The sequence below is a fragment of the Actinomycetospora sp. ABD4_176 genome (genome assembly GCF_056311855.1).
The window spans coordinates 1,376,254-1,397,332 of record NZ_CM149974.1 but is presented as its reverse complement, the minus strand read 5'-3'; the positions used below and the strand labels follow the sequence as shown (position 1 = coordinate 1,397,332).

Here is a 21,079-nt window from a genome sequence, read left to right as displayed (position 1 = left end):
CCCGCTCGCGTCGATCTCAGCCCAGCAGGCCGCCGGCCACCTTCAGGTCCGCGACGAAGCCGGCCAGCATCTCGTCGCGGTCCTGCCCGCGGTCGGGGTCCGCGCGCAGGATCGCCGACGGGTGGATGGTCGGGACGAGGGTCATGTCGTTCCACGGGCGGGGCTCGCCGCGCTCGGCCGTGATCCGGAACTTCGGCCCGAGCAGGGCCTTGCCGGCGGTGGCGCCCAGGGTGAGCAGCACCTGCGGCTTCACCAGCGCGAGCTCCGCGTCCAGCCACGGCCGGCAGGCGCGGATGTGGCCGGCCTTCGGCGTCTCGTGGATGCGCCGCTTGCCCTGGTAGCGGAAGTTGAAGTGCTTGACGGCGTTGGTGACGTAGGCGTCGTCGCGGGCGATCCCCGCCTCGTCGAGGGCCTCGTCGAGCAGTCGCCCGGCCGGCCCGACGAACGGCGCGCCCTGCCGGTCCTCCTGGTCGCCGGGCTGCTCGCCGACCATCACCAGGCGCGCCGCCGTCGGGCCGGAGCCGAACACGGTGCCGGTGGTGTCGTGGTGGAGCTCGCAGCGGGTGCAGTCCGCCGCCTGCGCGCGCAGCGTGTCGAGGTCCGGCGGCAGGTTCGTGGTGGCGTCCGTGGTGGCGTCCGTGGTGGCGTCGGCGGTGGTGTCGCCGAACAGGTCGAGCGGCTCGGTCACCGAGCGGGGGTGCCCACTGCCCGCCACCAGGAACACGACCCACGACCGCGGCCCGGCCGCGGCACTGGTGTGTCAGCCCGGCGTCCAGGCCGGCGCTCACCGTGCGGAGAGCCCCCACGATCACCGAGCGCGGCGTCGACGTGCCGGACGCGAACTGTCCGCCACTCCGGCCAGACTGCCCGCCATGGCCCTGGGAGTGCAGATCACGTTCGACGCCCACGACCCGCGCCGGCAGGCCGAGTTCTGGGCGCTCGCGCTCGACTACGTCCGCCAGCCCCCGCCGCCCGGCTTCGACACGTGGGAGGAGTTCGCCGCGAGGATCGGCATGCCGGAGGACCAGTGGGACCGGCTGGACGCGGTGATCGACCCCGCCGGCGCCGGCCCGCGTCTGCTCTTCCAGAAGGTGCCCGAGGACAAGACGGTGAAGAACCGCGTGCACCTCGACGTCGACGTGGGGGAGGGCGCGGACGACCGGAAGGCCGCGGCCCGGACCCACCGCGAGAAGCTCGAGGCCGCCGGGGCGCGGTTCCTGCGCGAGGTCGACGAGCCGGCGGGCTGGTGCCTGGTCATGGCCGACCCGGAGGGCAACGAGTTCTGCCTCCAGTAGGCGGGCCCGCCGCCGCGCACCCTCCAGCCTGGTCTATGGCGCCGGTCACCACCGCTGCCTAGGCTGCGGCCAGGGTCGTCGTCGACGTCGGGAGGGTCGCCGTGCCGCACCCCGACGACGGCGTCTGCGCCGTCACCCGCAGCACCGACCTGCGCCAGCACGCCCGGCTGCTCCACCAGGCCCACGACGCGCGGCTCTCGGGGAGCCGGCCGTCGACGCCGCTGCGCCGGGTCGTCAGCCGCTCCTGGGACCGGGTCCTGTCGTACGGCGTCGCTCCCGACGGGCGGTCGCTGGACGACCCCGCGCCGCCGGAGGTCGTCGAGCGCCGCCGCGCCGAGTCGCCGATCAGCGGGGTGCTGCCGCAGCTGCGGGCGAGCCTCACCGCGGTGGCCGAGGACGCCGAGCACGTCATGGTGATCACCGCCGCCGACGGGTTCGTGCTGTGGCGCGAGGGCGCGGTGCGCGTCGGGCGGCTCGCCGACGATCTCGGCTTCCTGCCCGGCGCCGACTGGACCGAGGCGTCCGTCGGCACCAACGCCATCGGCACCGCGCTCGCCGAGCACGCCTCGGTGCAGCTGTTCTCCGCCGAGCACTTCGTCCGCGCCCAGCACCCCTGGACCTGCACCGCGAGCCCGATCCACGACCCGCGCACCGGCGAGATGCTCGGCGTCGTCGACCTCTCCGGGCCCGCGCCGACGGTGCACCCGACCACCGTGGCGCTCGTGCACACGGCGGTCCGGCTCGCCGAGACCGGCCTGTGGGCCGCGCACGAGACGCGCCTGGAGAGCCTGCGCGCCGTCGCGGCCCCGGTGCTCGCACGCCAGACCGGGCCGGCGCTCGTCGTCGACGACCACGGGTGGGTCGCCGCCGCCACCGGCCTGGCGCCCCGCGACCGTGTCGGCGTCCCCCGGGCCGGCGAGGCGATGCTGGTCCACGGGCTCGGCGCGTGCCTGCCCGACCGCGTCCCGGGCGGCTGGCTGCTGCGGCCGGACGCCGCGGGGCCGAGCCGGACACGGCTGCGCCTCGACCTCGACGCCGACCCGCCGGCGGTGCTCGTCGAGGGCCACGAGGTCTGGCGCCACACCCTCGGGCGGCGCCACCTGCAGATCGTCGCCCTGCTGATGGCGGCCGGGAGCGCGGGGCTCGACGCGGCCGCGATCAGCCGGGCGCTCTACGACGACGCCGACCACCTCGTGACCGTGCGCGCCGAGCTCTCGCGCCTGCGCCGCGTCCTCGGGGGTCTGCTCGCCGCGCGGCCGTACCGGATCGCCCCCGGGGTGGAGGTCGTCCCGCCCTCGGCGGCGGACGTGGCGCGGCTGTTCGGGCCCGGGCGGGGTGCAACACCGCTGCAACCCTGGCCGTGACCCCGGTCACCCCCGTGGGATGTCCTCGAGGCAACCCCGGGAGGACCCATGAAGGCTGCTCGCTTCCACGGTCGTGAGGACGTCCGGGTGGAGGACGTGCCGGAACCGCACCCCGGTCCGGGGCAGGTGCAGGTCGCCGTCGAGTGGTGCGGCATCTGCGGCACCGACCTCCACGAGTTCCTCGACGGCCCGATCTTCACCCCGACCCCGCAGGCGCCGCACCCGCTGACCGGCGGGGCCGTCCCGGTGACGCTCGGGCACGAGTTCGCGGGCGTCGTCGCCGAGGTCGGTGAGGGCGTGACGGGCATGTCGGAGGGCGACCGGGTCGTCGTCGAGCCCTACGACGTGTGCGGGACGTGCGTGGCGTGCCGGTCCGGGCGCTACAACATCTGCCGGCAGCTGGGCTTCATCGGCCTCGACGGCGACCAGGGCGGGTTCGCCGAGAAGATGGTGGTCGACCAGCGCTGGGTGCACCCGATCGGCGGGCTCACCCCCGAGCAGGGCGCGCTCGTCGAGCCGCTCGCCGTCGGCTACCACGCGACGAAGCTCTCGGGGCTGCAGCCGGGGCAGTCGGCGGCGGTGTTCGGGTCCGGGCCCATCGGGCTGGTGACGGCCGCGGCGCTCAAGGCGTGCGGGGCCGGGCAGGTGGTGGTCGTCGAGCCCGCCGACGCCCGCAAGGCCAAGGCGCCCGGGGCCGGCGCCGACCACGTCCTCGACCCCACCGAGGTCGACGTGCCCGAGGCGATCCGCGAGCTCACCGACGGCGCCGGGGCGGACGTGACGTTCGAGTGCGCGGGCCTCGACCCCGTCCTCGCGCAGGCCGTCGCGTCGACCCGGCCCGGCGGGACCTGCGTCAACGTCTCGATCTGGGGCCACCCGGCCACCTTCGACGTCAACTCGCTGGTGTTCTCCGAGATCCGGCTCATCGGCTCGCTGGCCTACGCGGGCCGCCACCGCGAGGTCATCGACCTCATCCGCGACGGCGTCGTCGACGTCGAGCAGTTCATCACCGGCCGGATCGCCCTCGACGACATCGTCGACCGGGGCTTCCGGGAGCTCATCGACCACAAGGAGACCAACGTGAAGATCCTGGTGCACCCGTGACGGCGGCGCAGACGCGCGTCGCGGTGGTGACCGGCGCCGGACGGGGGATCGGGGCCGCCATCGCGCGGCGGCTGGCGTCGGACGGGCTGGCGGTGATGGTGTCCGACATCGACCTGTCGACGGCGCAGGAGGTGGCGCGGGAGATCACCGACGCCGGCGGGCAGGCGGCCTCGACCGCCACCGACGTCGCCGACCGCGACGCCTGCTTCGCCCTGGTCGCCGCGACGCGCGAGCGGTTCGGGTCGATCGACGTCATGGTCGCCAACGCCGGGATCGCGCAGGTCAAGACGCTGCGCGAGGTGACGCCCGAGGACCTCCAGCGGATGCTCGGCGTCAACGTCGGCGGCGTGCTGTGGTGTCTGCAGGCGGCGTCCGAGGCGATGATCGAGCAGGGCCGCGGGGGGAAGGTCATCAACGCGGCGTCGATCGCCGGGCACCAGGGCTTCGACCACCTCGGGCACTACTCGGCCTCGAAGTTCGCGGTGCGGGCCCTGACCCAGGCGGCGGCCAAGGAGCTCGCGGGTCACCAGATCACCGTCAACGCCTACTGCCCCGGGATCGTCGGCACCACGATGTGGGACGAGATCGACCAGGGCCTCGGTGGCTACCTCGGCACCGGCAGGGGCGAGGCGCTGGCGCAGTACTCGCAGCTCATCGCCCTGGGGCGGGTGCAGACGCCGGAGGACGTGGCGTCGTTCGTCTCGTACCTGGCCAGCAGGGACGCCGACTACATGACCGGCCAGGCGGTGATGATCGACGGTGGGATCGTCATGGTGTAGCCGCCGCCGGGGGTGTCGAGTTGACCACCGGAGTGGTGTGGGTAACATCATCGACATGCAGGCAGCGCGACGTCGAGAGGTAGTACTTCGGCGCGCCGGGTGAGCCAGGGCCCCGGCGCGCACCACCGCTCGCCCCGTCAGGGGCTCGCAGCGGACCGCCGAGACCTGGCTCGGATCCATCTCCCTCACGGATCCCCAGGAGCCCTGTCGTGACCACGCTCGAGCCGGCCCCCACCCGCCGTCTGTCCCGCCTGCCCCGCCCGTTCACGATCCTCACCACGGGCGGCATGCCCGGCGTCATGGACCTCGCGTCGGCGCTGTGCTCGTTCGGCTACCGGGTCCCGGACTTCTCGGTCGACGTCCACGAGGGCGTCAGCTGCAGCTGCATCCAGTGCACCGTGGCCCTGACCAGCGCCGAGTGCACGGAGTTCGCCGACCGCGTCCGCACGCTGCCCGGTGTGCTCTCCGTCGAGCCGTCCTGCTGAGGGTCGGTCGGCGCATGATGGTCGGGTGAGCGACGACGCCCGACGTGACCGCGGCCCCGACGACCGCGACGGCCCCGACGACTGGTCGAACCCCCTCGAGCAGCTGATCGGCCGGCTCGTCGAGGGGTTCGGCGACCTCGGCAACGCCGGCGGCGGGGGCTTCGGTGGCGCGGGTGGCTCGGCCGGCTTCGGCGGCCGGACCGACACGCGCACGCCCGTGCTCGACCGCTTCGGGCGCGACCTCACCGCGATGGCGCGGGCGGGCAAGCTCGACCCGGTCGTGGGCCGGGAGCGCGAGGTCGCCGCGGTTCTCGAGATCCTGGGGCGGCGCACCAAGAACAACCCGGTGCTGGTGGGCGACCCCGGCGTCGGGAAGACCGCGATCGTCGAGGGGATTGCGGCGCGGATCGCCGAGGGCTCGGTGCCGGGCGCGTCGGGGCAGCGGGTGGTGGCGCTCGACCTCGCCGGGCTGGTCGCGGGGACGAAGTACCGCGGGGAGTTCGAGGAGCGTCTGCGGCGCCTGGTGGAGGAGGTCACCGCGACCGACCGGGGGGTCGTGCTGTTCCTCGACGAGCTGCACACCGTCGTCGGGGCCGGCGCCGGCGTCGAGGGGACGATGGACGCCGCCGACATCCTCAAGCCGGCGCTGGCGCGCGGGGAGCTGCAGGTCGTCGGGGCCACGACGATGGAGGAGTACCGCCGCCACGTCGAGTCGGACCCGGCGCTCGAGCGGCGCTTCGCTCCGATCACCGTCGACGAGCCGACCGTGGAGCAGACCATCGCGATCCTCGACGGGCTGCGCGAGCGCTACGAGCAGCACCACGGCGTGCGGCTGCCCGAGGACGTCCGCCGCGCCGCCGTCGAGCTGACCGCCCGCCACGTCCGTGACCGCTTCCTGCCCGACAAGGCGATCGACGCCCTCGACACCGCCGCCGCGCGGGTCCGGCTGCGCCGCGGCGAGGACCCGGCGGCGTCGCGGACGGTGGCGGTCGCCGACGTCGCGCAGGTCGTGGCCGACCGCACCGGCCTGCCCGTCGCGCACCTCACCGACTCCGAGCGCACCCGGCTGCTCGAGCTGGCCGACCGGCTGCGGCGCCGCGTCGTCGGCCAGGACCACGCGCTGGAGGCGGTCACCGACGCGGTGCTCGCGGGGCGGGCCGGGATGGGCCAGCCGGGCCGGCCGGTCGCGTCGTTCCTGTTCGCCGGGCCGACCGGGGTGGGCAAGACCGAGCTGGCGCGCGCGCTGGCCGAGGCGCTGCACGGGTCCGACGAGCGGCTCGTGCGCCTGGACCTCGGCGAGTTCCGCGAGGCGCACACCGTCAGCCGCCTCACCGGCGCGCCGCCCGGCTACGTCGGGCACGACCGGCCCGGCGAGCTCACCGAGGCGATCCGCCGGACGCCGTCGTGCGTGGTGCTGCTCGACGAGATCGAGAAGGCGCACCCCGACGTGCTCGCGCTCCTGCTCGGGGTGCTCGACGCCGGGCGGCTGACCGACGGGCGCGGGCGCACGGTGTCGTTCGCCGACGCCGTCGTGATCATGACGAGCAACCTCGGCGCGGCGTCGCTGACCGAGGGCAAGGACCCCGACGACGCGCGCGGGACCGTCCTGACCGCGCTGGCCCGCGCGCTGCGCCCGGAGTTCCTCGGCCGCGTCGACGAGGTCGTGCTGTTCACACCGCTCGACCAGGAGGCCCGGCGCGCGGTGGTGGAGCTGCTGCTCGAGGGCACCCGCGAGCGCCTCGCCGCGCAGGAGGTCGGGCTGACGGTCACGCCGGCGGCGGTCGACGCCATCGTCGTGCGCGGCCACGACCCGGCGCTGGGCGCGCGCCCGATGCGCCGGGTGGTGACGCGCGAGGTCGACCGGGCGCTGTCGCGCCGGATCGTGGCCGGCGCGCTGCGTCCGGGCGGGCACGCGACCGTCGACGCCCCCGACCCGAACGGCCCGCTGACCATCGAGGTGGGCCTCCGGCCCACGTGAGCACTTTCCGCCCCTATCGAGGCGGAAAGTGCTCACAGGGCTACTCCACGGTGACGCTCTTGGCGAGGTTGCGGGGCTTGTCGATGTCGCGGCCCAGCACCGCGGCGCAGTGGTAGGCGAGCAGCTGGAGCGGGACACCGAGGATGATCGGGTCGAGCTCGGGCTCGAGGCGCGGGACGCGCAGGACGGCGTCGGCGAGCCCCTCGGGGAGCTCGGCGTTGGTCACCGCGATCACCGGGCCGCCGCGGGCGCGGATCTGCTCGATGGTGCTGATGTTCTTCGCGAGCAGCTCGTCGTCGGGGACGACCACCACGCACGGCATCTGCGCGTCGACCAGCGCGAGCGGGCCGTGCTTGAGCTCGGCGGCCGCGTACGCCTCGGCGTGCACGTAGGAGATCTCCTTGAGCTTCTGCGCGCCCTCGCGGGCGACCGCCGCCCCGCGCACGCGGCCCAGGTAGAACATCGATCGCGCGTCGGCGTAGCGCCGCGCCACCTCGGCGACCGCGTCGCTCGACTGCAGCGCGGTCTCCACGGCGTCGGGGAGGCGCCGCAGGCCCTCGACGAGCCGCGACCCGTGCGCGGCGGAGAGGTCGCGCACCCGCCCGAGCAGCAGCGCGAGCAGCGTGAACGACGTCGCCATCGAGCTGAACGCCTTGGTCGACGCGACCGACACCTCGGGCCCGGCGTGCAGGAACATGCCGGCACCGCACTGGCGGGCGATGGCCGAGCCGATGACGTTGACGACGCCGACGACCCGCCCGCCCTTGCGCTGGAGCTCCTCGACGGCGGCGAGGGTGTCGATGGTCTCGCCGGACTGGCTGACCGCGACGTAGAGGGTCTCGGGGTCGACGAGCGGGTTGCGGTAGCGGAACTCGCTGGCCTGCTCCGCGTCGGCGGGGATGCGCGCGAGCTCCTCGACCAGCCCCGCGCCGATCTGCCCGGCGTAGAGCGCGGACCCGCAGCCGAGGAAGGTCACCCGGCGGATCCCGCGCAGCTCGCGCGGGTCGAGGCGCAGGCCGTCGAGGCGGGCCGTGGCGAAGCGGGTGTCGAGCCGCCCGGCCAGCACGCGGCGCAGGGCCGCCGGCTGCTCGTGGATCTCCTTGGAGAGGAAGTCGGCGTGGCCGTCGAGCTCGTAGTCGGCGTCGTCGATGTCCACGGTGGTGGGCGGCCCGAGGCGCGAGCCCTCGTAGCCGCCGGCGGTGAGCGTCGCCAGCTCCCCGTCGGCGAGGAAGACGACCTGGCGGGTGTGGCGCACGAGCGCGGCGACGTCGGAGGCCACGAACATCTCGCCGTCGCCGAGGCCCAGGACGATCGGGCTGCCGTTGCGGGCGACGACGAGCTCGTCGGGGTGGCGGGCGTCGAGCACGACGAGCCCGTAGGTGCCCTCGACGACGCGCAGCGCCTCGCGGACCGCGTCCTCCAGCGTGCTCGCGCCGCCGTCGAGGGCGCGGGCGACGAGGTGGGGGAGGACCTCGGTGTCGGTGTCCGACGCCAGCGTCACGCCGTCGGCGACGAGCTTGGCCCGCAGCTCGTCGGCGTTCTCGAGGATGCCGTTGTGCACGACGGCGATGCGTCCGGCCGCGTCGGTGTGCGGGTGGGCGTTGCGCTCGCTGGGCTCGCCGTGGGTGGCCCAGCGGGTGTGGGCGATCCCGGTGCGCCCGGGCGACTCGTCCTCGCCGACCGCGGCGCGCAGGTCGTCGACCCGGCCCGCCGACCGCGTCGTTCGCAGCGCCTTGCGGTGCGCGACGGCCAGGCCCGCCGAGTCGTACCCGCGGTACTCGAGGCGGGCGAGCCCGTCGACTAGGATCTTCGTCGCCGGACGCGGTCCGACGTACCCCACGATGCCGCACATGATCGCTTCCCCCTCTAGCCGTAGACGATGCGTCGCAGGCGCCGCTCGCTGACCGGGCCGGGCGCCACCGGGCGGCGCGCCAGCTCGTCGGCGATCACCGTCCAGATCTCGGCGTTGCGGCGGTCGCGGGCCTGCAGCTCCCGGTGCCGGCGGCGCACGAACTCCTCGGTGGTCTCGGAGTAGTACGCGACGACGTCGGCCACCACGCGCGCGGCGACCTCCCCGGGCAGACCCGTCGACGCGGCCACGTGGCGCACGAGCTCGGGGTCCACATCGATACAGAATGCCCACGGAGGGACGTGAAGGCCAGTTCCCTGCCCGATATCGGGCAGGAAGTGCGCGGATGGTCGGTGGCGCCGCCGGGTGCCCCTCCCATGAACGGGAGTGCCACGGTACGACAGCTCTCCATGTCGATCTCCCGAGAGTGTCGGGAGCGTCGCGGCGGCGAGGGGCGCGGTGGGCAGGTGGACTGCATTCGGTGCCGGAGTCGCGACACGCCCGGACGCGAGCCGTCCGAACGAGGATGTGGCGATCCTGGCGTCAGACGCCAGCGATGCCGCATCGCTCGCACCGGGGATGCGCCGTCCGGGCTAGCTGGTGATGTCCTTGCGGCGGAAGTACCAGACGGCGGTGGCGCCGAAGGCGATGCACCAGACCAGGGCCGACAGGACGCCGCCCGCGAGGTCGGAGCCGTCGACGTCCAGGGTCAGCAGGTCGGCGAAGGCGAAGACCTCGTGGGTCGGCAGGAGATTGCGGATCGAACCCAGCGCGTCGACCGTGTCGAGGATCTGGGACAGGATCGACACCAGCACCGCGCCGCCCACGGCGCCGAGCGGGGCGTCGGTGACCACCGAGAGCAGGGTGGCGACGCCCGCCACCCACAGCAGGTGGATCGCCAGGTAGGCGACGGCGAGCAGGATGCGCACGAGCGCCGTGCCGTAGGGCAACGACTCGCCGGTGGGGGAGAGGTAGTCGCCGGCCCCGTAGACCAGCGTGCCGAGCACGACGGCCACCACCGGCAGCACGACCAGCGTGGCCAGCGAGAGGAGCCCGGCGACGATCGCCTTCTGGCGCAGCAGGCGCACCCGCGGCACGGGGATCGCGAGCAGGTAGCGCAGCGACGACCACGACGCCTCGCTCGCCACCGTGTCGCCGAAGAACAGCGCCACGACCACGACGAACAGGAAGCTCGCCGACGAGAACAGCGCGAACACCGCGAAGTTGACCCCGGACGCCTGCGCGAGGTCGGTGAGGCTGGTGGCCGCGGCGCCCGGGGAGGGGTCGTCGCCGACGGAGAACGCAATCCACAGGATCACCGGGAGCAGCGCGAACAGCCCGAGCGTCACCTGCGTGCGCCGGCGCCGCCACTGGCGCGCGAGCTCCACGCGCACCGGCAGCGTCCGCGCCTCGTCCGTCGCGGTGCTCACGACGAGCCCTCCTCACCGATCAGCGCGAGGAACGCGTCCTCGAGGCGGCGCCGCGGCCCGACGCCGCGCACCGAGAAGCCGGCCTCGACCAGGGTGCGGACGACCTCGGCGCGGTCGACGCCGCCGAGGTCGACGAGCACGACGTCGGTGTCGGCGGGGTCGGGCTCGACGTCGCGGACCCCGTTGCGCCCGCGCAGCACCGAGACCGCCTCGTCGCGGCGCCCGGCCACGGTGACCGCGACCTGCCCGCCGGCGACGAGCTCGGCGACCTCCCCGGTGGCGACGACCCGCCCGCGGTGCATGACGACCACGTGGTCGCAGGTCTGCTCGACCTCGGCGAGCAGGTGGCTCGACACGAGCACCGTCCGGCCGCCGGTCCGGGCGTAGGAGACGAGCACCTCGCGCATCGCGTGGATCTGCGGCGGGTCGAGGCCGTTGGTCGGCTCGTCGAGCACGAGCAGGTCGGGCAGTCCGAGCATCGCCTGGGCGATGGCGAGGCGCTGGCGCATGCCCTGCGAGTAGGTGCGCACGGCCCGGTCGACGGCGGTGCCGAGCCCGGCGATCTCCAGCGCCTCGGGGAGCCGCGCCTCCGCACGGGGGCGGCCGGTCGCGGCCCAGTAGAGCTCGAGGTTGTCGCGGCCGGTGAGGTGCGGCAGGAAGCCCGCGCCCTCGACGAACGCGCCGACCCGGCCCAGCACGGGCGCGCCGGCGACGACCCGCCGCCCGAAGATCCGCAGCTCGCCGGCCGTCGGGGCGATGAGCCCGAGGAGCATGCGCAGCGTCGTCGTCTTCCCGGCGCCGTTCGGGCCGAGCAGGCCGAGGACCTGGCCGCGCTCGACGGTGAAGGAGACGTCGTCGACGGCGCGGAGCCCGCTGGGCCAGGCCTTGGAGAGCCCGCGCACGACGAGCGGTGTGTCGGCGAGTCCCTCCTCGAGCGCGAGCGCGCCGCCCGGCTCGAGGTCACGGCGACGGCGCCGGGCCGCGAGCACCCGCGCCACCAGCCACGCGACGAGCACCCCGAGCAGCAGCACACCCGCGGCCACGAGCGGGGCAAGGGGCACCGAGGTCCCGCTGCGGACGTCGCCGGGCACGGTCGGCACGGCGAGGGTGGCGTCCCCCGCGAGGCCGACCCGGTACACCGCGGGCGGCACCGCTGCGGCGTAGGCCTGGTCGGTGGTGGACAGGACGACCTCGAGCCGGTGGCCGGCGGCGAGCGTCGCGACCACGGCGGGGAGGCTGACCGTCACCTCGGTCGGCGTCGGGCCCGGCGGCGGCAGCCGCAGCGGGGAGACCGCGTTGCCCAGCAGCGTCCGGCCGCCGGGCGCACCCCCACCGGCGTCACCGCCGGCGGCCACGTCGTAGACCTTCGCGAAGAGCACCGGCTCGCCCGACGGCCGTCCCGGAACCGACGCCACCGTCACGCGGACCTGCGGGGACCCGGCGACCACGGTCCGGGCCGGCAGCGGGTCGGTCGAGAAGCGGGCCGCCTGGCCCGGCAGGTCCGTCGCGAGCCGGCCGAGCAGGGCCGCGGCACCACCGCTCGAGCCACCGCCCCCGGAGCCGCCCCCGGGGCCACCGCCCCCCGAGCCGCCGTCCTCGTCGTCGTCCCCGCCGGCCCCGGACGCACCCCCGGTCACACCCGCGAGCCCCGGCACCGACGAGATCGCCGCCGGCGCGCCGCCGGCCGGGGCGACGACGTCCTGGGCGTCACCACGCAGGGGCAGGGCCGTGCGCGGCGCGCCCGCGCCGCCGTCGACGCCCGGGTAGGTGCTCGCGGTGATCGTGCGCTGGGTCGGGGCGCTGCGCGCCTGCACCCCGGAGGGCACCACGTAGGTGAAGGCCGTGCCGGGGTCCGGGGCGGTGCCGGCGAGGTGGTGGTCGAACCACGCCCGCATGCGCTCGGTGGTGCGCCGGTCCGGGCCGCCGCCGTCGTGCCCGCCCGCGAACCAGCTCACGGCGACCGTGCCCCTGCCCGCGGCGATCTGGCGCGCCGTGGCGTCGGCCTGCTCCAGCCCGAAGAGCGTGTCGCGCTCGCCCTGGACCAGCAGCGTCGGCGCGGTGATCCGGCCGGCGACGCTCGCGGGCGAGGCCCGGGTGAAGAAGTCCGCGAGCTCGGCGGGCTCGCGCCCGGAGGTGACCGCCGCGACGTACCCGGCGCACACCTCGGGCAGGAACCGGCCGCAGACCTGCGGCGCCTGCTGCTCCTGGCCCGGGCCGGGCCGCGTGCCGCTGCCGAAGAACAGCGCCGCCCACGACCGCTTGAACACCCCGTCGGGCCCGGCGGCGCTGGCGGCGGGCGTCGCGGCCGGCGGGGCACCGGCGCGGTCGGGGAAGAGCGCCTGGCCGAGGTCGTTCCAGGTGATGACGGGGATGGTGGCGTCGACGCGGCGGTCGTAGCCCGCGAGCAGCAGCGACAGGGCGCCGCCGTACGACGCGCCGGTGGCACCGACGCGCGGGTCGCCGGGCGCGTCCTGGCGCACCTCCGGGCGGCCCGCCAGCCAGTCGACGAGCTGGACCGCGTCGGCGACCTCGTAGTCCGGGGAGTTCAGCGCGATCTGCCCGGTGCTCGCGCCGAACCCGCGCGCCGACCAGGCGAGCGCCACGTAGCCCCGCTCCGCCCAGGTGCGCGCCTCGGCGGCCACCGACTGCTTGCTGCCGCCGAACCCGTGGGCGACCAGCACCGCGGGCGCCGGGCCCGTCGTCGCCGGGAGCCAGAGCGTCGCGTCGAGGCTCTGCGGCTGGTCGCGGGCCGGGCCGTCGCGCACCTCGATCCGGAGGTCCTCGCTGCGCACGGTGCCGGCGCCACCGGCTGTGCCGGCGCTGCCACCGGGCGCGGCGGCGAGCGTCGAGAGCCCGAGCAGTCCGACGGCGAGCACGACCCCGAGGACCCGGAGCGGGCGTTGGATCACCCGCGCACGCTATCCCGCCTCGCCTGAGCCGGTCGTGAGCAACCGGTGTGAGCGGGCCGCCCGGGCGGGTGCGCAACGCCACGGCGGGGTCCCCGGGCTCCGGCCTCACACGGCTGCCACACTGGCCCGCGGAGGGGAGTATCCCCACGCGTCGGCCTCGTCAGCACGGCCGCCGGACCGGTCGACGTGATCGGTGCCGGTGCCCGGGGCCCCCGGTCGCCCGCGAGGGCGGCGGGAGAGACCTCCGGTGTCCACGTCTGCCCTGACGTCGCCGGAGATCGGAGTCCCCGCCGCATGTACGTGCCGTTCTGGGTCTGGGCCCTGACCATCGTGGGCCTGCTCGCGGTGCTCGCCCTCGACCTCGCCATCGTCGGTCGCCGCCCCCACGAGGTGGGCGTCCGGGAGGCCGCACGCTGGGTCGGCGTCTACGTCGGGCTCGCCGCGCTCTTCGCCGTCGGCCTGTTCCTCGTGGCCGGCCGGGACCCGGCGACGGCCTTCGTGGCGGGCTACGTCACCGAGTACTCGCTCTCGGTCGACAACCTGTTCGTCTTCCTGCTGATCATGAGCGCGTTCGCGGTGCCGAAGGTCCACCAGCACCGCGTGCTGCTCTTCGGCATCCTCATCGCGCTCGTGCTGCGCGGCGCGTTCATCCTCGCCGGCGCCGCCGTCGTCGAGCGGTTCAGCTGGGTCTTCTACCTGTTCGGCGCGTTCCTCGTGCTGACCGCGGTCAAGGTCGTGCTCGGCGACGACGAGGAGGAGTTCGAGGAGAACGCCCTGCTGCGCCTCGTGCGCCGCGTCGTGCCGGTGACCGACGACTACGTCGGCACCCGCTCGGTGGTCCGCCGCCGCGACGCGCGGGGCCGGCTGCGGCTCATGGCCACGCCGATGCTCATGGTGATGATCGCGATCGGCATGACCGACCTGCTGTTCGCGCTCGACTCGATCCCGGCGATCTTCGGGCTGACCACCGACCCGTACATCGTCTTCACCGCGAACATGTTCGCGCTCATGGGGCTGCGGCAGCTCTACTTCCTGCTCGGCGGCCTGCTGGACAAGCTCGTGTACCTGTCCTACGGGCTCGGCGTGATCCTCGCGTTCATCGGCGTCAAGCTCGTGCTCGAGGCGCTGCACACGAACACGCTGCCGTTCCTCAACGGCGGCGAGCCCGTGCCGGTCCCGACGATCGGCATCGAGCTCTCCCTCGGCGTCATCGTCGGTGTGCTGCTGCTCACCACCGTCGCGAGCCTGGTCAAGGTCCGGTTCTTCCCGGGTGGGTCCCCCGCGGAGCCCCCCGTCGAGCCGCCTGCCGGGCACGACGGGGACGACCCGGAGACGGCGGCGACGGGCGCCGACCGGGCCCCGGGCACCTGATCGCCTCGCCGTCCTCACCGTGCGGCCACCGCCCGTCCGTTTCGGTGGCACCCTCGATCGTGGACACGGTCGCGTGAGGGGAGTCGGGACGCCGGTGGCGGCACGGTCGGGGTGGGCATCGGGGCGGGTGCCGGGATGGGCACTGTGGCGGTGGGCGGTGGTGGCGACCGTGGCGGCGCTCCTCGTGGGGGTGCCCGCGGCGATCGCGGCCCGGCCGGGCGACGCCCGCGCCGACCCGGAGCAGCTGCGCGACCTCGTCGCCGCGTCGGCCGACCGGCCCTGGAGCGGGTACGCCGAGGCCCGCGCCGCGCTCGGACTGCCGCGGATCGCGCAGCTCTCGGACGTCACCACCCTGCTCTCGGGCGTGACGCGGATGCGCGGCTGGTACGCCGCCCCGGACCGCTCGCGCGTCGACGTGCTGTCGGCCGTGGGGGAGCGTGACCGCTACACGACCCCGCGCGGGCAGGCCGTGTGGGACTACGGCGCGGAGCTGCTGACGATCGTCGCCCGCGACCCGCAGGTGCGCCTGCCCCGCCCCGAGGACCTGCTCCCGCCGGAGCTCGCCCGCCGGCTCCTCGCGGGCACGACGTCGGCCGACCCGGCCACCGAGCTGCCGTCGCGCCGGGTCGCCGGGGTGGACGCCGCGGGGATGCGGGTCACCGTCGCCGACCCGGAGACGACCGTGGGGGCCCTCGACGTCTGGGCCGACCCGGCCACCGGCCTGCCCGTCGCCGTCGAGGTGCGCGCCACGGGGGTGGCCGAGCCCCTCATCACCACCGCGTTCGACGAGCTCACCCAGGGCCCGCCCGACCCGGCAGCCCTCGAGCCGCGGCGCGGTCCGGGCGCCGGGGTCACCCGCAGCCCGACCTCCGACCTGTTCGGCGTCCTGGGCCGCGGGGACGGCTCGTCGCTGCCCGCGAGTCTCGCGGGCCGGGAACGGGTCCGGCCCGAGCGCGGCTTCCCGGCGCTCGGGCGCTACGGCACCACGCTGGGCCAGCTGATCGCCGTGCCGCTGCCCCCCGACCTCGCCGGCACCCTGCTCTCCGGGATCGACCGCGCCGGCGCCGGCCGCACCCTGTCCGTCGAGGGCCAGGGGGCGGCGCTGGAGACCCCGCTGCTCACCCTCGCCGTCGTCCGCAGCGAGGACGGCGCGCGGGCGTGGGTGCTCGCGGGCCTCGTCCCGCCCGCCGCGATCGACAGCGGCGCCACCGACCTGCTCGCGGGGGGCCGCTCGTGAGCGGACCGAACGGGACCACCCAGCGGATCGGCGCCCGCCGCGACCCCGAGCGGCTGGTCATCGAGACCCGGGGGCTGACCAAGCGCTACGGCGCGCACACCGCCGTCGACGGCGTGGACCTGCACGTCGCGCAGGGCGCCCGCTACGGCTTCCTCGGCCCCAACGGCTCGGGCAAGACGACGATGGTGCGGATGCTCCTGGGCCTGGTCTACGCCACGCGCGGCGAGATCACGGTGCTCGGGCGGCCGGTGCCGTCACGGGTGGCCGAGGTGCTGCCCGAGATCGGGGCGATGGTCGAGGGACCCGCGGCCTATCCGCACCTGTCCGGGCGCACCAACCTCGCGCTGCTCGACGCCGCCGGCCCCCGCCGCGACCGGGACGGCCGGCGCCGCCGCGCCCGCGTCGAGGAGGTCCTCGAGCGCGTCGGGCTCGGCGCGATCGACCGGCGCCCGGTGCGGGCGTACTCGCTGGGCATGCGCCAGCGCCTCGGGCTCGCCGGCGCGCTGCTCAACCGCCCGCGCCTGCTCGTGCTCGACGAGCCCACCAACGGCCTCGACCCGCACGGCATCCGCGAGGTCCGCGACCTGCTCCTCGAGCTCAACGCCGCGGGCACCACGGTCTTCCTCTCGAGCCACCTGCTCGCCGAGATCGAGGCGCTCTGCACCACCGTCGGCGTCGTCGACCGGGGCCGGCTGGTGCTCGAGGACGACCTCGACGCGGTGCGGGGCCCGACGGGCCGCCTCGTCGTCCGCACGCCCGACCCGGACGCGGCGGCGCGCGTGCTCGGGGGTGCGGTGGCCGAGCGGCACGACCACACGCTCGTCGTCGAGGCCGCGCCCGGCGGCCCGCCCGCCCTGGCGCGTCACCTCGTCGAGCACGGCGTGCCGCTCGACGGGCTCGCCGAGCAGCGCCGGAGCCTGGAGGACGTGGTGGTGTCGTTGACGGGACCCGGATCGGACACGTCGCGCGCGGCGCGGCGGAACGGGGCGCGCCCGTGATCGGTGTCGAGCTCGTCAAGCTCGTCCGCCGCCCCCGGACCTGGGTGGCCGTGGGCCTGCTGTGCCTGCTGCCCACGGTGGTCGCGGTCTTCCTCGCCACGACGCGCATCTCCCCGCCGCCGGGGCAGGGCGCGGCGTTCCTGTCCGCCGTGCTGCAGTCCGGCTCGCTCTACCCGGCGGCCGCGCTGGCACTGGTGCTGCCGCTCTTCCTGCCGATCGCGGTGGCGGTGGTCGCGGGCGACGCGGTGGCGGGGGAGTCGTCGCAGGGCACGCTGCGCTACCTGCTCGTGCGCCCCGTGCGCCGCACGTCGTTGTTGCTGGCGAAGCTGGCCACGGTCGTGGTGTTCGTCGTCGGTTCCGTCGTGGCGGTCGTCGGGAGCTCCTACGTCGTCGGGGTCTCGCTGTTCGGGGCGGGCGACCCGGTGGCGGTGGTGCGGGCGCTGCCCGAGGTCACGGGCAGCAGCGACGACGCCGTCGCGGGCACCGGTCCCGCCGCGCCGGCGGGCGGCGGGGGCCAGGTCGGCAGCTCGGACGCGGCGTCGGGCGGGCAGGCCGGCGCCACCCGACCGGGCGCCGGGGCGGGCGACGGGACGGTCGCCGCCGACGACCAGGCGGCCCGCGAGCGCGCGCAGGCGTCGGTGTCGTCGCTGTCGGGGGAGGCGCTCTCGCCCGCCGACCTCGCGGCCCGCCTGCTCTGGGCGATGGGCTACGTCACGGTGTCGATGCTCGGGGTGGCGGCCATCGCGCTGTTCCTCTCGACGGTCACCGCGTCCTCGCTCGGCGCGACGCTCGGCGCGCTGGCCGCGCTCGTGACCAGCCAGGTGCTGGTCAGCCTCGACGCCGCCGCGGCCGTCACGCCGTACCTGCCCACCCGCTACTGGCTCGCCTGGGTCGACTTCTTCCGCGACCCGATCTTCCTGACCGACATCACCGCGGGCCTCTGGCTCCAGGCGGGCTACGTGCTGGTGCTCATGCTCGCCGCCTGGGCCAACTTCGCCACGAAGGACGTCACCAGCTAGCGCGGACGACCCTGGGCCGGCGCGGCCGGACACCGTCGCACCAGGGACGTTCGTCGGGGGCGCGGGGGCCGGTCGGCGGATGGAGAAGGGCGGAACGCCTGGCTACGTTGGCCTGCGGACGCACCACCGAGCACACAGCGAGGACCGTCGACGTGTCACACACCGACCCGCACCCCGTGGTCGGCGTGGACGTCCCGGCCGACGCGTTCCCGACCATGGTCGCGCGCTGGGGCGCGGACGAGGTGAACCGCTACGCCAACGACGCCTACGCCCGGTGGTTCGGCAAGGAGCCCGACGACCTGCGCGGGATCACGCTGGCCGACCTCCTCGGTCCGCGCCTCTACGAGATGGAGCGCGCCGCGGTGGCGGAGGCGCTCGTGGGGCGGGCGCGCGTCGTCGTGCGGACGATCGTCGACGAGCGGGGCGAGCCGCGCGACGCCCAGGTGTCGTACCTCCCGGACGTCGAGGGGAAGCGCGTCGTCGGGTTCTTCGTCGTCGCGACCGACCTCACGACCGGCGTCGGGATCGACGGGGTCGAGCACGACCGTCTCGCGCGGCTCGCGCTCGCGGAGGAGCGGCAGCGGATCGCCGCCGACCTCCACGACACGGTCCTCCAGCGTCTCTTCGCGACGGGGCTGGGTCTGACGCTGGCGCTGCACCGCGCCGACGGCGACGCCGGTCCGCTGCTGGCCGCGCTGGAGGGTATCGACGACGCGGTCGTGGAGCTCCGGGCCGCGATCGTGACGATGACGGGCGAGCTGCAGCCCGCCGAGCTCGCGTCGTCGATCTCGCGGATCGTGGGGCACGCCGCCCGCGGGCTCCGCCACGAGCCGGAGGTCACCTACCGCGGGCCGCTCGCCGACGTCCGGCCCGGCATCGCGCGGCAGTTGCTGGCCGTGCTCAGCGAAGCGCTCTCCAACGCGGTGCGGCACGCCGACGCGGAGCACGTCGCGATCACCATCACCACGACCCCGGACGAGGTGCGGCTGGAGGTCAGCGACGACGGGGACGGGACACCGGAACCGGCGAGCACCGGCGGCCTGGGCAACATGGCGCGGCGTGCCGCGGCGCTCGGGGGGACCTTCGGGTGGCGCCCCCGGTCTCCCCGGGGCACCGTTCTCGAGTGGGTGGTGCCGCAGAACGACGGCCCGAAAGACGGGGCGTGACCGGCGGATGGGCGCGCTCGTGCTGCTGGTCGAGGACTCTCCGCAGGACGTCGAGGCGGTCCGCCGGACGCTGGCCCGGGCGCACCCCGAGGCCCGGCTGGAGTGTGTCGGCGACGGCACGTCGGCCCTCGAGCGCCTGGCCGACGAGGAGGGCGAGCGGCCCGCCCTCGTCCTGCTCGACCTCCACGTCCCGGGTCTGGACGGCCACGGGGTGCTGTCGACGGTGCGCCGACGGTCCCGGCTCGAGGAGCTCCCCGTGGTGGTGCTGACGTCGTCGACCCATCCGCGGGACATCGAGGCCTGCTACCGGGCGGGCGCCAACAGCTACGTGTTCAAGCCGGTGGACCTGGCCATGTTCCAGGTCGTGCTGCGGGGGATCTTCTCCTGCTGGCTCGGCAGCTCGACGGACGGCACGGTGAACCAGAACGAGCTGCCCTGACCCGGGGTGCTCTCGACGCCCATCCGCCCGCCGTGACGCTCGACGATCCGGCGGGAGATGGCGAGCCCCATGCCGAGACCGCGGGCCCGTCCGGGATGCAGGCGCTGGAAGGGCGCGAAGACGTCCTCGCGTCGCCCGGGCGGGATCCCGACGCCGTTGTCGCGGACGTACACCGCGCAGTCGGTCGCGGCCGACCCATCGGGCAGGGGCCCGGGGCCGATCGCCACCCACCGGGGCTCGTCGTCCGCGTACTTGATCGCGTTGACGACGAGGTTCGTCAGCACCTCGCCGAGCTGGACGCGGTCGCCCCGCACCACCGGCAGGCGGCCCGTTCGCCGCAGCTCGACCCCCGCCTCGCGGCAGCGTTCGGCGAGCAGCGCGGCGACCTCGTCGAGCACCCCGTCCAGGTCCACCGTCACGGGTTCGAGCTCGCCGCGCCCGACCTGTGAGTAGCGCAGCAGCGAGTCGAGCAGCTCGTCCATGCGGATCGCGAGCAGGCCGATCGACCGCAGGCGATGGGTCGACTCGTCGTCGAGGTCGCCCGCGTCCTCCAGGACGAAGCCCGCGGTCTGGGCGATCGCCCGCAGCGGCTCGCGCAGGTCGTGGGAGGCGGCGTACGCGAACATGTCGAGCTCGGCGTTGCTCCGTTCCAGCTCCGCGTTCCAGGCCGCGAGGTCGGCGCTGCGGCGCGCGGCGACCTCGGCCGCGACCTTCGCGCGGACCTGCTCGTCGACCTGGACGGCGAGGAGCAGCACCGCGAGGAGCAGCACCGCGAGCAGCATCTGCAGGTAGACGTGGCTGACCCCCGGGGGCACGCCGAGCGTCATGGAGAACCCGAGGCCCGCGGCCTCGCCCTGCGCGGCGGTCAGCGCGGTCCCCAGGCCGACCACCGCGACCGCGCCGACGCCGAGCCGCAGCGCGACCCACATCAGCAGCAGCGTCGGCAGGAAGACCAGGACCAGGGTCTGCGACCAGAACAGGACGGCCGTGACGGCGACGGCGGCGACGGCCGCGGCCGCGGTCGCCAGCACGACCCGGCGGCTCCAGGGCAGGGTCAGGACGGCGACGACCGCGGTGCCGACGACGAGCACGGCCAGCCCGTCGCCGAGCCACCACCGCGCCACGAACGCGTGCCACGGCCGGCCCGCGCCGACGAGGCCGTCGACGAGGGCGCCGATCAGCGCGCCGGCCAGCGGTGCCACCACGGCGGCGCCGACCACGAAACCGGCCAGGTCGCGCTGGCGGCTGAGGTCCGGGCGGCCGCCGGCGCGGAGGCGGGTGAGCGTCGCCCCGAGCGCCGGCTCCACGGTGTTGGCCACCGCGAACCCCACCGCGGCGGCCACCGACAGCCCCGCGACCAGGTTGACGGTGACCTCGGCGGCCGCGGCGCCGGCCAGCACCGCGGGCCACCACCGGCGGCCGAACACGCACAGCAGCGCCACGGTCCACCCGGCGGCGGGGAAGAACGAGGGACCGATGCCGTTGGGGTTGAACCACGACAGCGCGAGGAGCGCCCCCGCCGCGTACCCCGCGCCCGCCACCAGGAACACCAGTCCGTGGCGCAGCGCGAGCGGGGCGCGGGGGAGGGCCCGCGCGAGGACGGCCTGGAGCGGCATCCGCCCATCGTCGGTCGGCGTCCGCCGCCCTCCCAGCCGC

The 21,079-nt window shown here is 75.5% G+C and carries 18 protein-coding genes; 12 read left to right on the top strand and 6 right to left on the bottom strand.

Going from position 1 to position 21,079, the window contains the following annotated elements:
* Positions 1–16: 16 nt before the first annotated feature.
* Entirely contained in the window at positions 17–688 is a 672-nt protein-coding gene (locus tag ACYX4T_RS06800) for a UdgX family uracil-DNA binding protein (protein WP_476013796.1), read from the bottom strand.
* A gap of 184 nt (positions 689–872) precedes the next feature.
* On the opposite strand from ACYX4T_RS06800, the gene ACYX4T_RS06795 reads away from it, so the two are divergent.
* The 6 genes from ACYX4T_RS06795 to ACYX4T_RS06770 all read left to right on the top strand — a co-directional run bounded on the left by ACYX4T_RS06795 (position 873) and on the right by ACYX4T_RS06770 (position 7,005).
* The gene (locus tag ACYX4T_RS06795; protein WP_476013795.1) at positions 873–1,295 is read left to right on the top strand and encodes a VOC family protein; all 423 of its coding nucleotides are present in this window, start codon (positions 873–875) and stop codon (positions 1,293–1,295) included.
* Between the two features lie 101 nt (positions 1,296–1,396).
* Entirely contained in the window at positions 1,397–2,659 is a 1,263-nt protein-coding gene (locus ACYX4T_RS06790) for a GAF domain-containing protein (protein WP_476013794.1), read from the top strand.
* Between the two features lie 87 nt (positions 2,660–2,746).
* Positions 2,747–3,763 carry a 2,3-butanediol dehydrogenase gene (locus ACYX4T_RS06785; RefSeq protein WP_476013793.1) on the top strand — a complete coding sequence of 339 codons (1,017 nt, stop codon included), beginning with the start codon at positions 2,747–2,749 and terminating at the stop codon, positions 3,761–3,763.
* Positions 3,760–4,542, top strand: a complete 783-nt coding sequence (locus ACYX4T_RS06780) for an acetoin reductase (protein WP_476013792.1) — start codon at positions 3,760–3,762, stop codon at positions 4,540–4,542. The genes ACYX4T_RS06785 and ACYX4T_RS06780 overlap by 4 nt, the downstream gene beginning before the upstream one ends.
* A gap of 209 nt (positions 4,543–4,751) precedes the next feature.
* Positions 4,752–5,027 carry a hypothetical protein gene (locus tag ACYX4T_RS06775; protein WP_476013791.1) on the top strand — a complete coding sequence of 92 codons (276 nt, stop codon included), beginning with the start codon at positions 4,752–4,754 and terminating at the stop codon, positions 5,025–5,027.
* Positions 5,028–5,052: 25 nt separating this feature from the next.
* A complete protein-coding gene (locus ACYX4T_RS06770) occupies positions 5,053–7,005 on the top strand; it encodes an ATP-dependent Clp protease ATP-binding subunit (protein ID WP_476013790.1) in 1,953 nt (650 codons plus the stop codon).
* 40 nt (positions 7,006–7,045) lie between these two features.
* Here ACYX4T_RS06770 and glmS read toward each other — a convergent pair whose 3' ends face one another.
* From glmS to ACYX4T_RS06750, 4 genes are all read right to left on the bottom strand, one after another.
* Positions 7,046–8,857, bottom strand: a complete 1,812-nt coding sequence (gene glmS / locus ACYX4T_RS06765; RefSeq protein WP_476013789.1) for a glutamine--fructose-6-phosphate transaminase (isomerizing) — start codon at positions 8,855–8,857, stop codon at positions 7,046–7,048.
* Between the two features lie 14 nt (positions 8,858–8,871).
* Positions 8,872–9,129, bottom strand: a complete 258-nt coding sequence (locus ACYX4T_RS06760) for a hypothetical protein (protein ID WP_476013788.1) — start codon at positions 9,127–9,129, stop codon at positions 8,872–8,874.
* A 318-nt stretch (positions 9,130–9,447) separates the two neighbouring features.
* Positions 9,448–10,284, bottom strand: a complete 837-nt coding sequence (locus tag ACYX4T_RS06755; RefSeq protein WP_476013787.1) for an ABC transporter permease — start codon at positions 10,282–10,284, stop codon at positions 9,448–9,450.
* Positions 10,281–13,193 carry an alpha/beta fold hydrolase gene (locus tag ACYX4T_RS06750; RefSeq protein WP_476013786.1) on the bottom strand — a complete coding sequence of 971 codons (2,913 nt, stop codon included), beginning with the start codon at positions 13,191–13,193 and terminating at the stop codon, positions 10,281–10,283. The genes ACYX4T_RS06755 and ACYX4T_RS06750 overlap by 4 nt, the downstream gene beginning before the upstream one ends.
* A gap of 294 nt (positions 13,194–13,487) precedes the next feature.
* Here ACYX4T_RS06750 and ACYX4T_RS06745 point away from each other — a divergent pair, with 294 nt between their 5' ends.
* The 6 genes from ACYX4T_RS06745 (at position 13,488) to ACYX4T_RS06720 (ending at position 19,423) form a co-directional block, all read left to right on the top strand.
* The gene (locus ACYX4T_RS06745) at positions 13,488–14,564 is read left to right on the top strand and encodes a TerC family protein (protein ID WP_476013785.1); all 1,077 of its coding nucleotides are present in this window, start codon (positions 13,488–13,490) and stop codon (positions 14,562–14,564) included.
* 169 nt (positions 14,565–14,733) lie between these two features.
* The gene (locus tag ACYX4T_RS06740) at positions 14,734–15,801 is read left to right on the top strand and encodes a hypothetical protein (protein ID WP_476013784.1); all 1,068 of its coding nucleotides are present in this window, start codon (positions 14,734–14,736) and stop codon (positions 15,799–15,801) included.
* Entirely contained in the window at positions 15,798–16,799 is a 1,002-nt protein-coding gene (locus ACYX4T_RS06735) for an ABC transporter ATP-binding protein (protein ID WP_476013783.1), read from the top strand. The genes ACYX4T_RS06740 and ACYX4T_RS06735 overlap by 4 nt, the downstream gene beginning before the upstream one ends.
* The gene (locus tag ACYX4T_RS06730; protein ID WP_476013782.1) at positions 16,796–17,818 is read left to right on the top strand and encodes an ABC transporter permease; all 1,023 of its coding nucleotides are present in this window, start codon (positions 16,796–16,798) and stop codon (positions 17,816–17,818) included. Before ACYX4T_RS06735 ends, ACYX4T_RS06730 begins: the two co-directional genes overlap by 4 nt.
* Before the next feature lie 152 nt (positions 17,819–17,970).
* Entirely contained in the window at positions 17,971–18,984 is a 1,014-nt protein-coding gene (locus ACYX4T_RS06725; protein WP_476013781.1) for a sensor histidine kinase, read from the top strand.
* A 7-nt stretch (positions 18,985–18,991) separates the two neighbouring features.
* Complete coding sequence (locus tag ACYX4T_RS06720) at positions 18,992–19,423, top strand: response regulator (protein WP_476013780.1); 432 nt, start codon at positions 18,992–18,994, stop codon at positions 19,421–19,423.
* On the opposite strand, the gene ACYX4T_RS06715 is transcribed toward ACYX4T_RS06720, so the two are convergent.
* The gene (locus ACYX4T_RS06715) at positions 19,309–21,039 is read right to left on the bottom strand and encodes a sensor histidine kinase (RefSeq protein WP_476013779.1); all 1,731 of its coding nucleotides are present in this window, start codon (positions 21,037–21,039) and stop codon (positions 19,309–19,311) included. The two genes, ACYX4T_RS06720 and ACYX4T_RS06715, sit on opposite strands and share 115 nt — an antisense overlap.
* Positions 21,040–21,079 lie beyond the last annotated feature (40 nt).

Excerpts from the sequence above, each read along its gene's own strand:
- ACYX4T_RS06715 (WP_476013779.1), bottom strand. The coding sequence starts at position 21,039 with ATGCCGCTCCAGGCCGTCCTCGCGCGGGCCCTCCCCCGCGCCCCGCTC.
- glmS (WP_476013789.1), bottom strand. The coding sequence starts at position 8,857 with ATGTGCGGCATCGTGGGGTACGTCGGACCGCGTCCGGCGACGAAGATC.
- ACYX4T_RS06720 (WP_476013780.1), top strand. The coding sequence starts at position 18,992 with ATGGGCGCGCTCGTGCTGCTGGTCGAGGACTCTCCGCAGGACGTCGAG.
- ACYX4T_RS06795 (WP_476013795.1), top strand. The coding sequence starts at position 873 with ATGGCCCTGGGAGTGCAGATCACGTTCGACGCCCACGACCCGCGCCGG.
- ACYX4T_RS06745 (WP_476013785.1), top strand. The coding sequence starts at position 13,488 with ATGTACGTGCCGTTCTGGGTCTGGGCCCTGACCATCGTGGGCCTGCTC.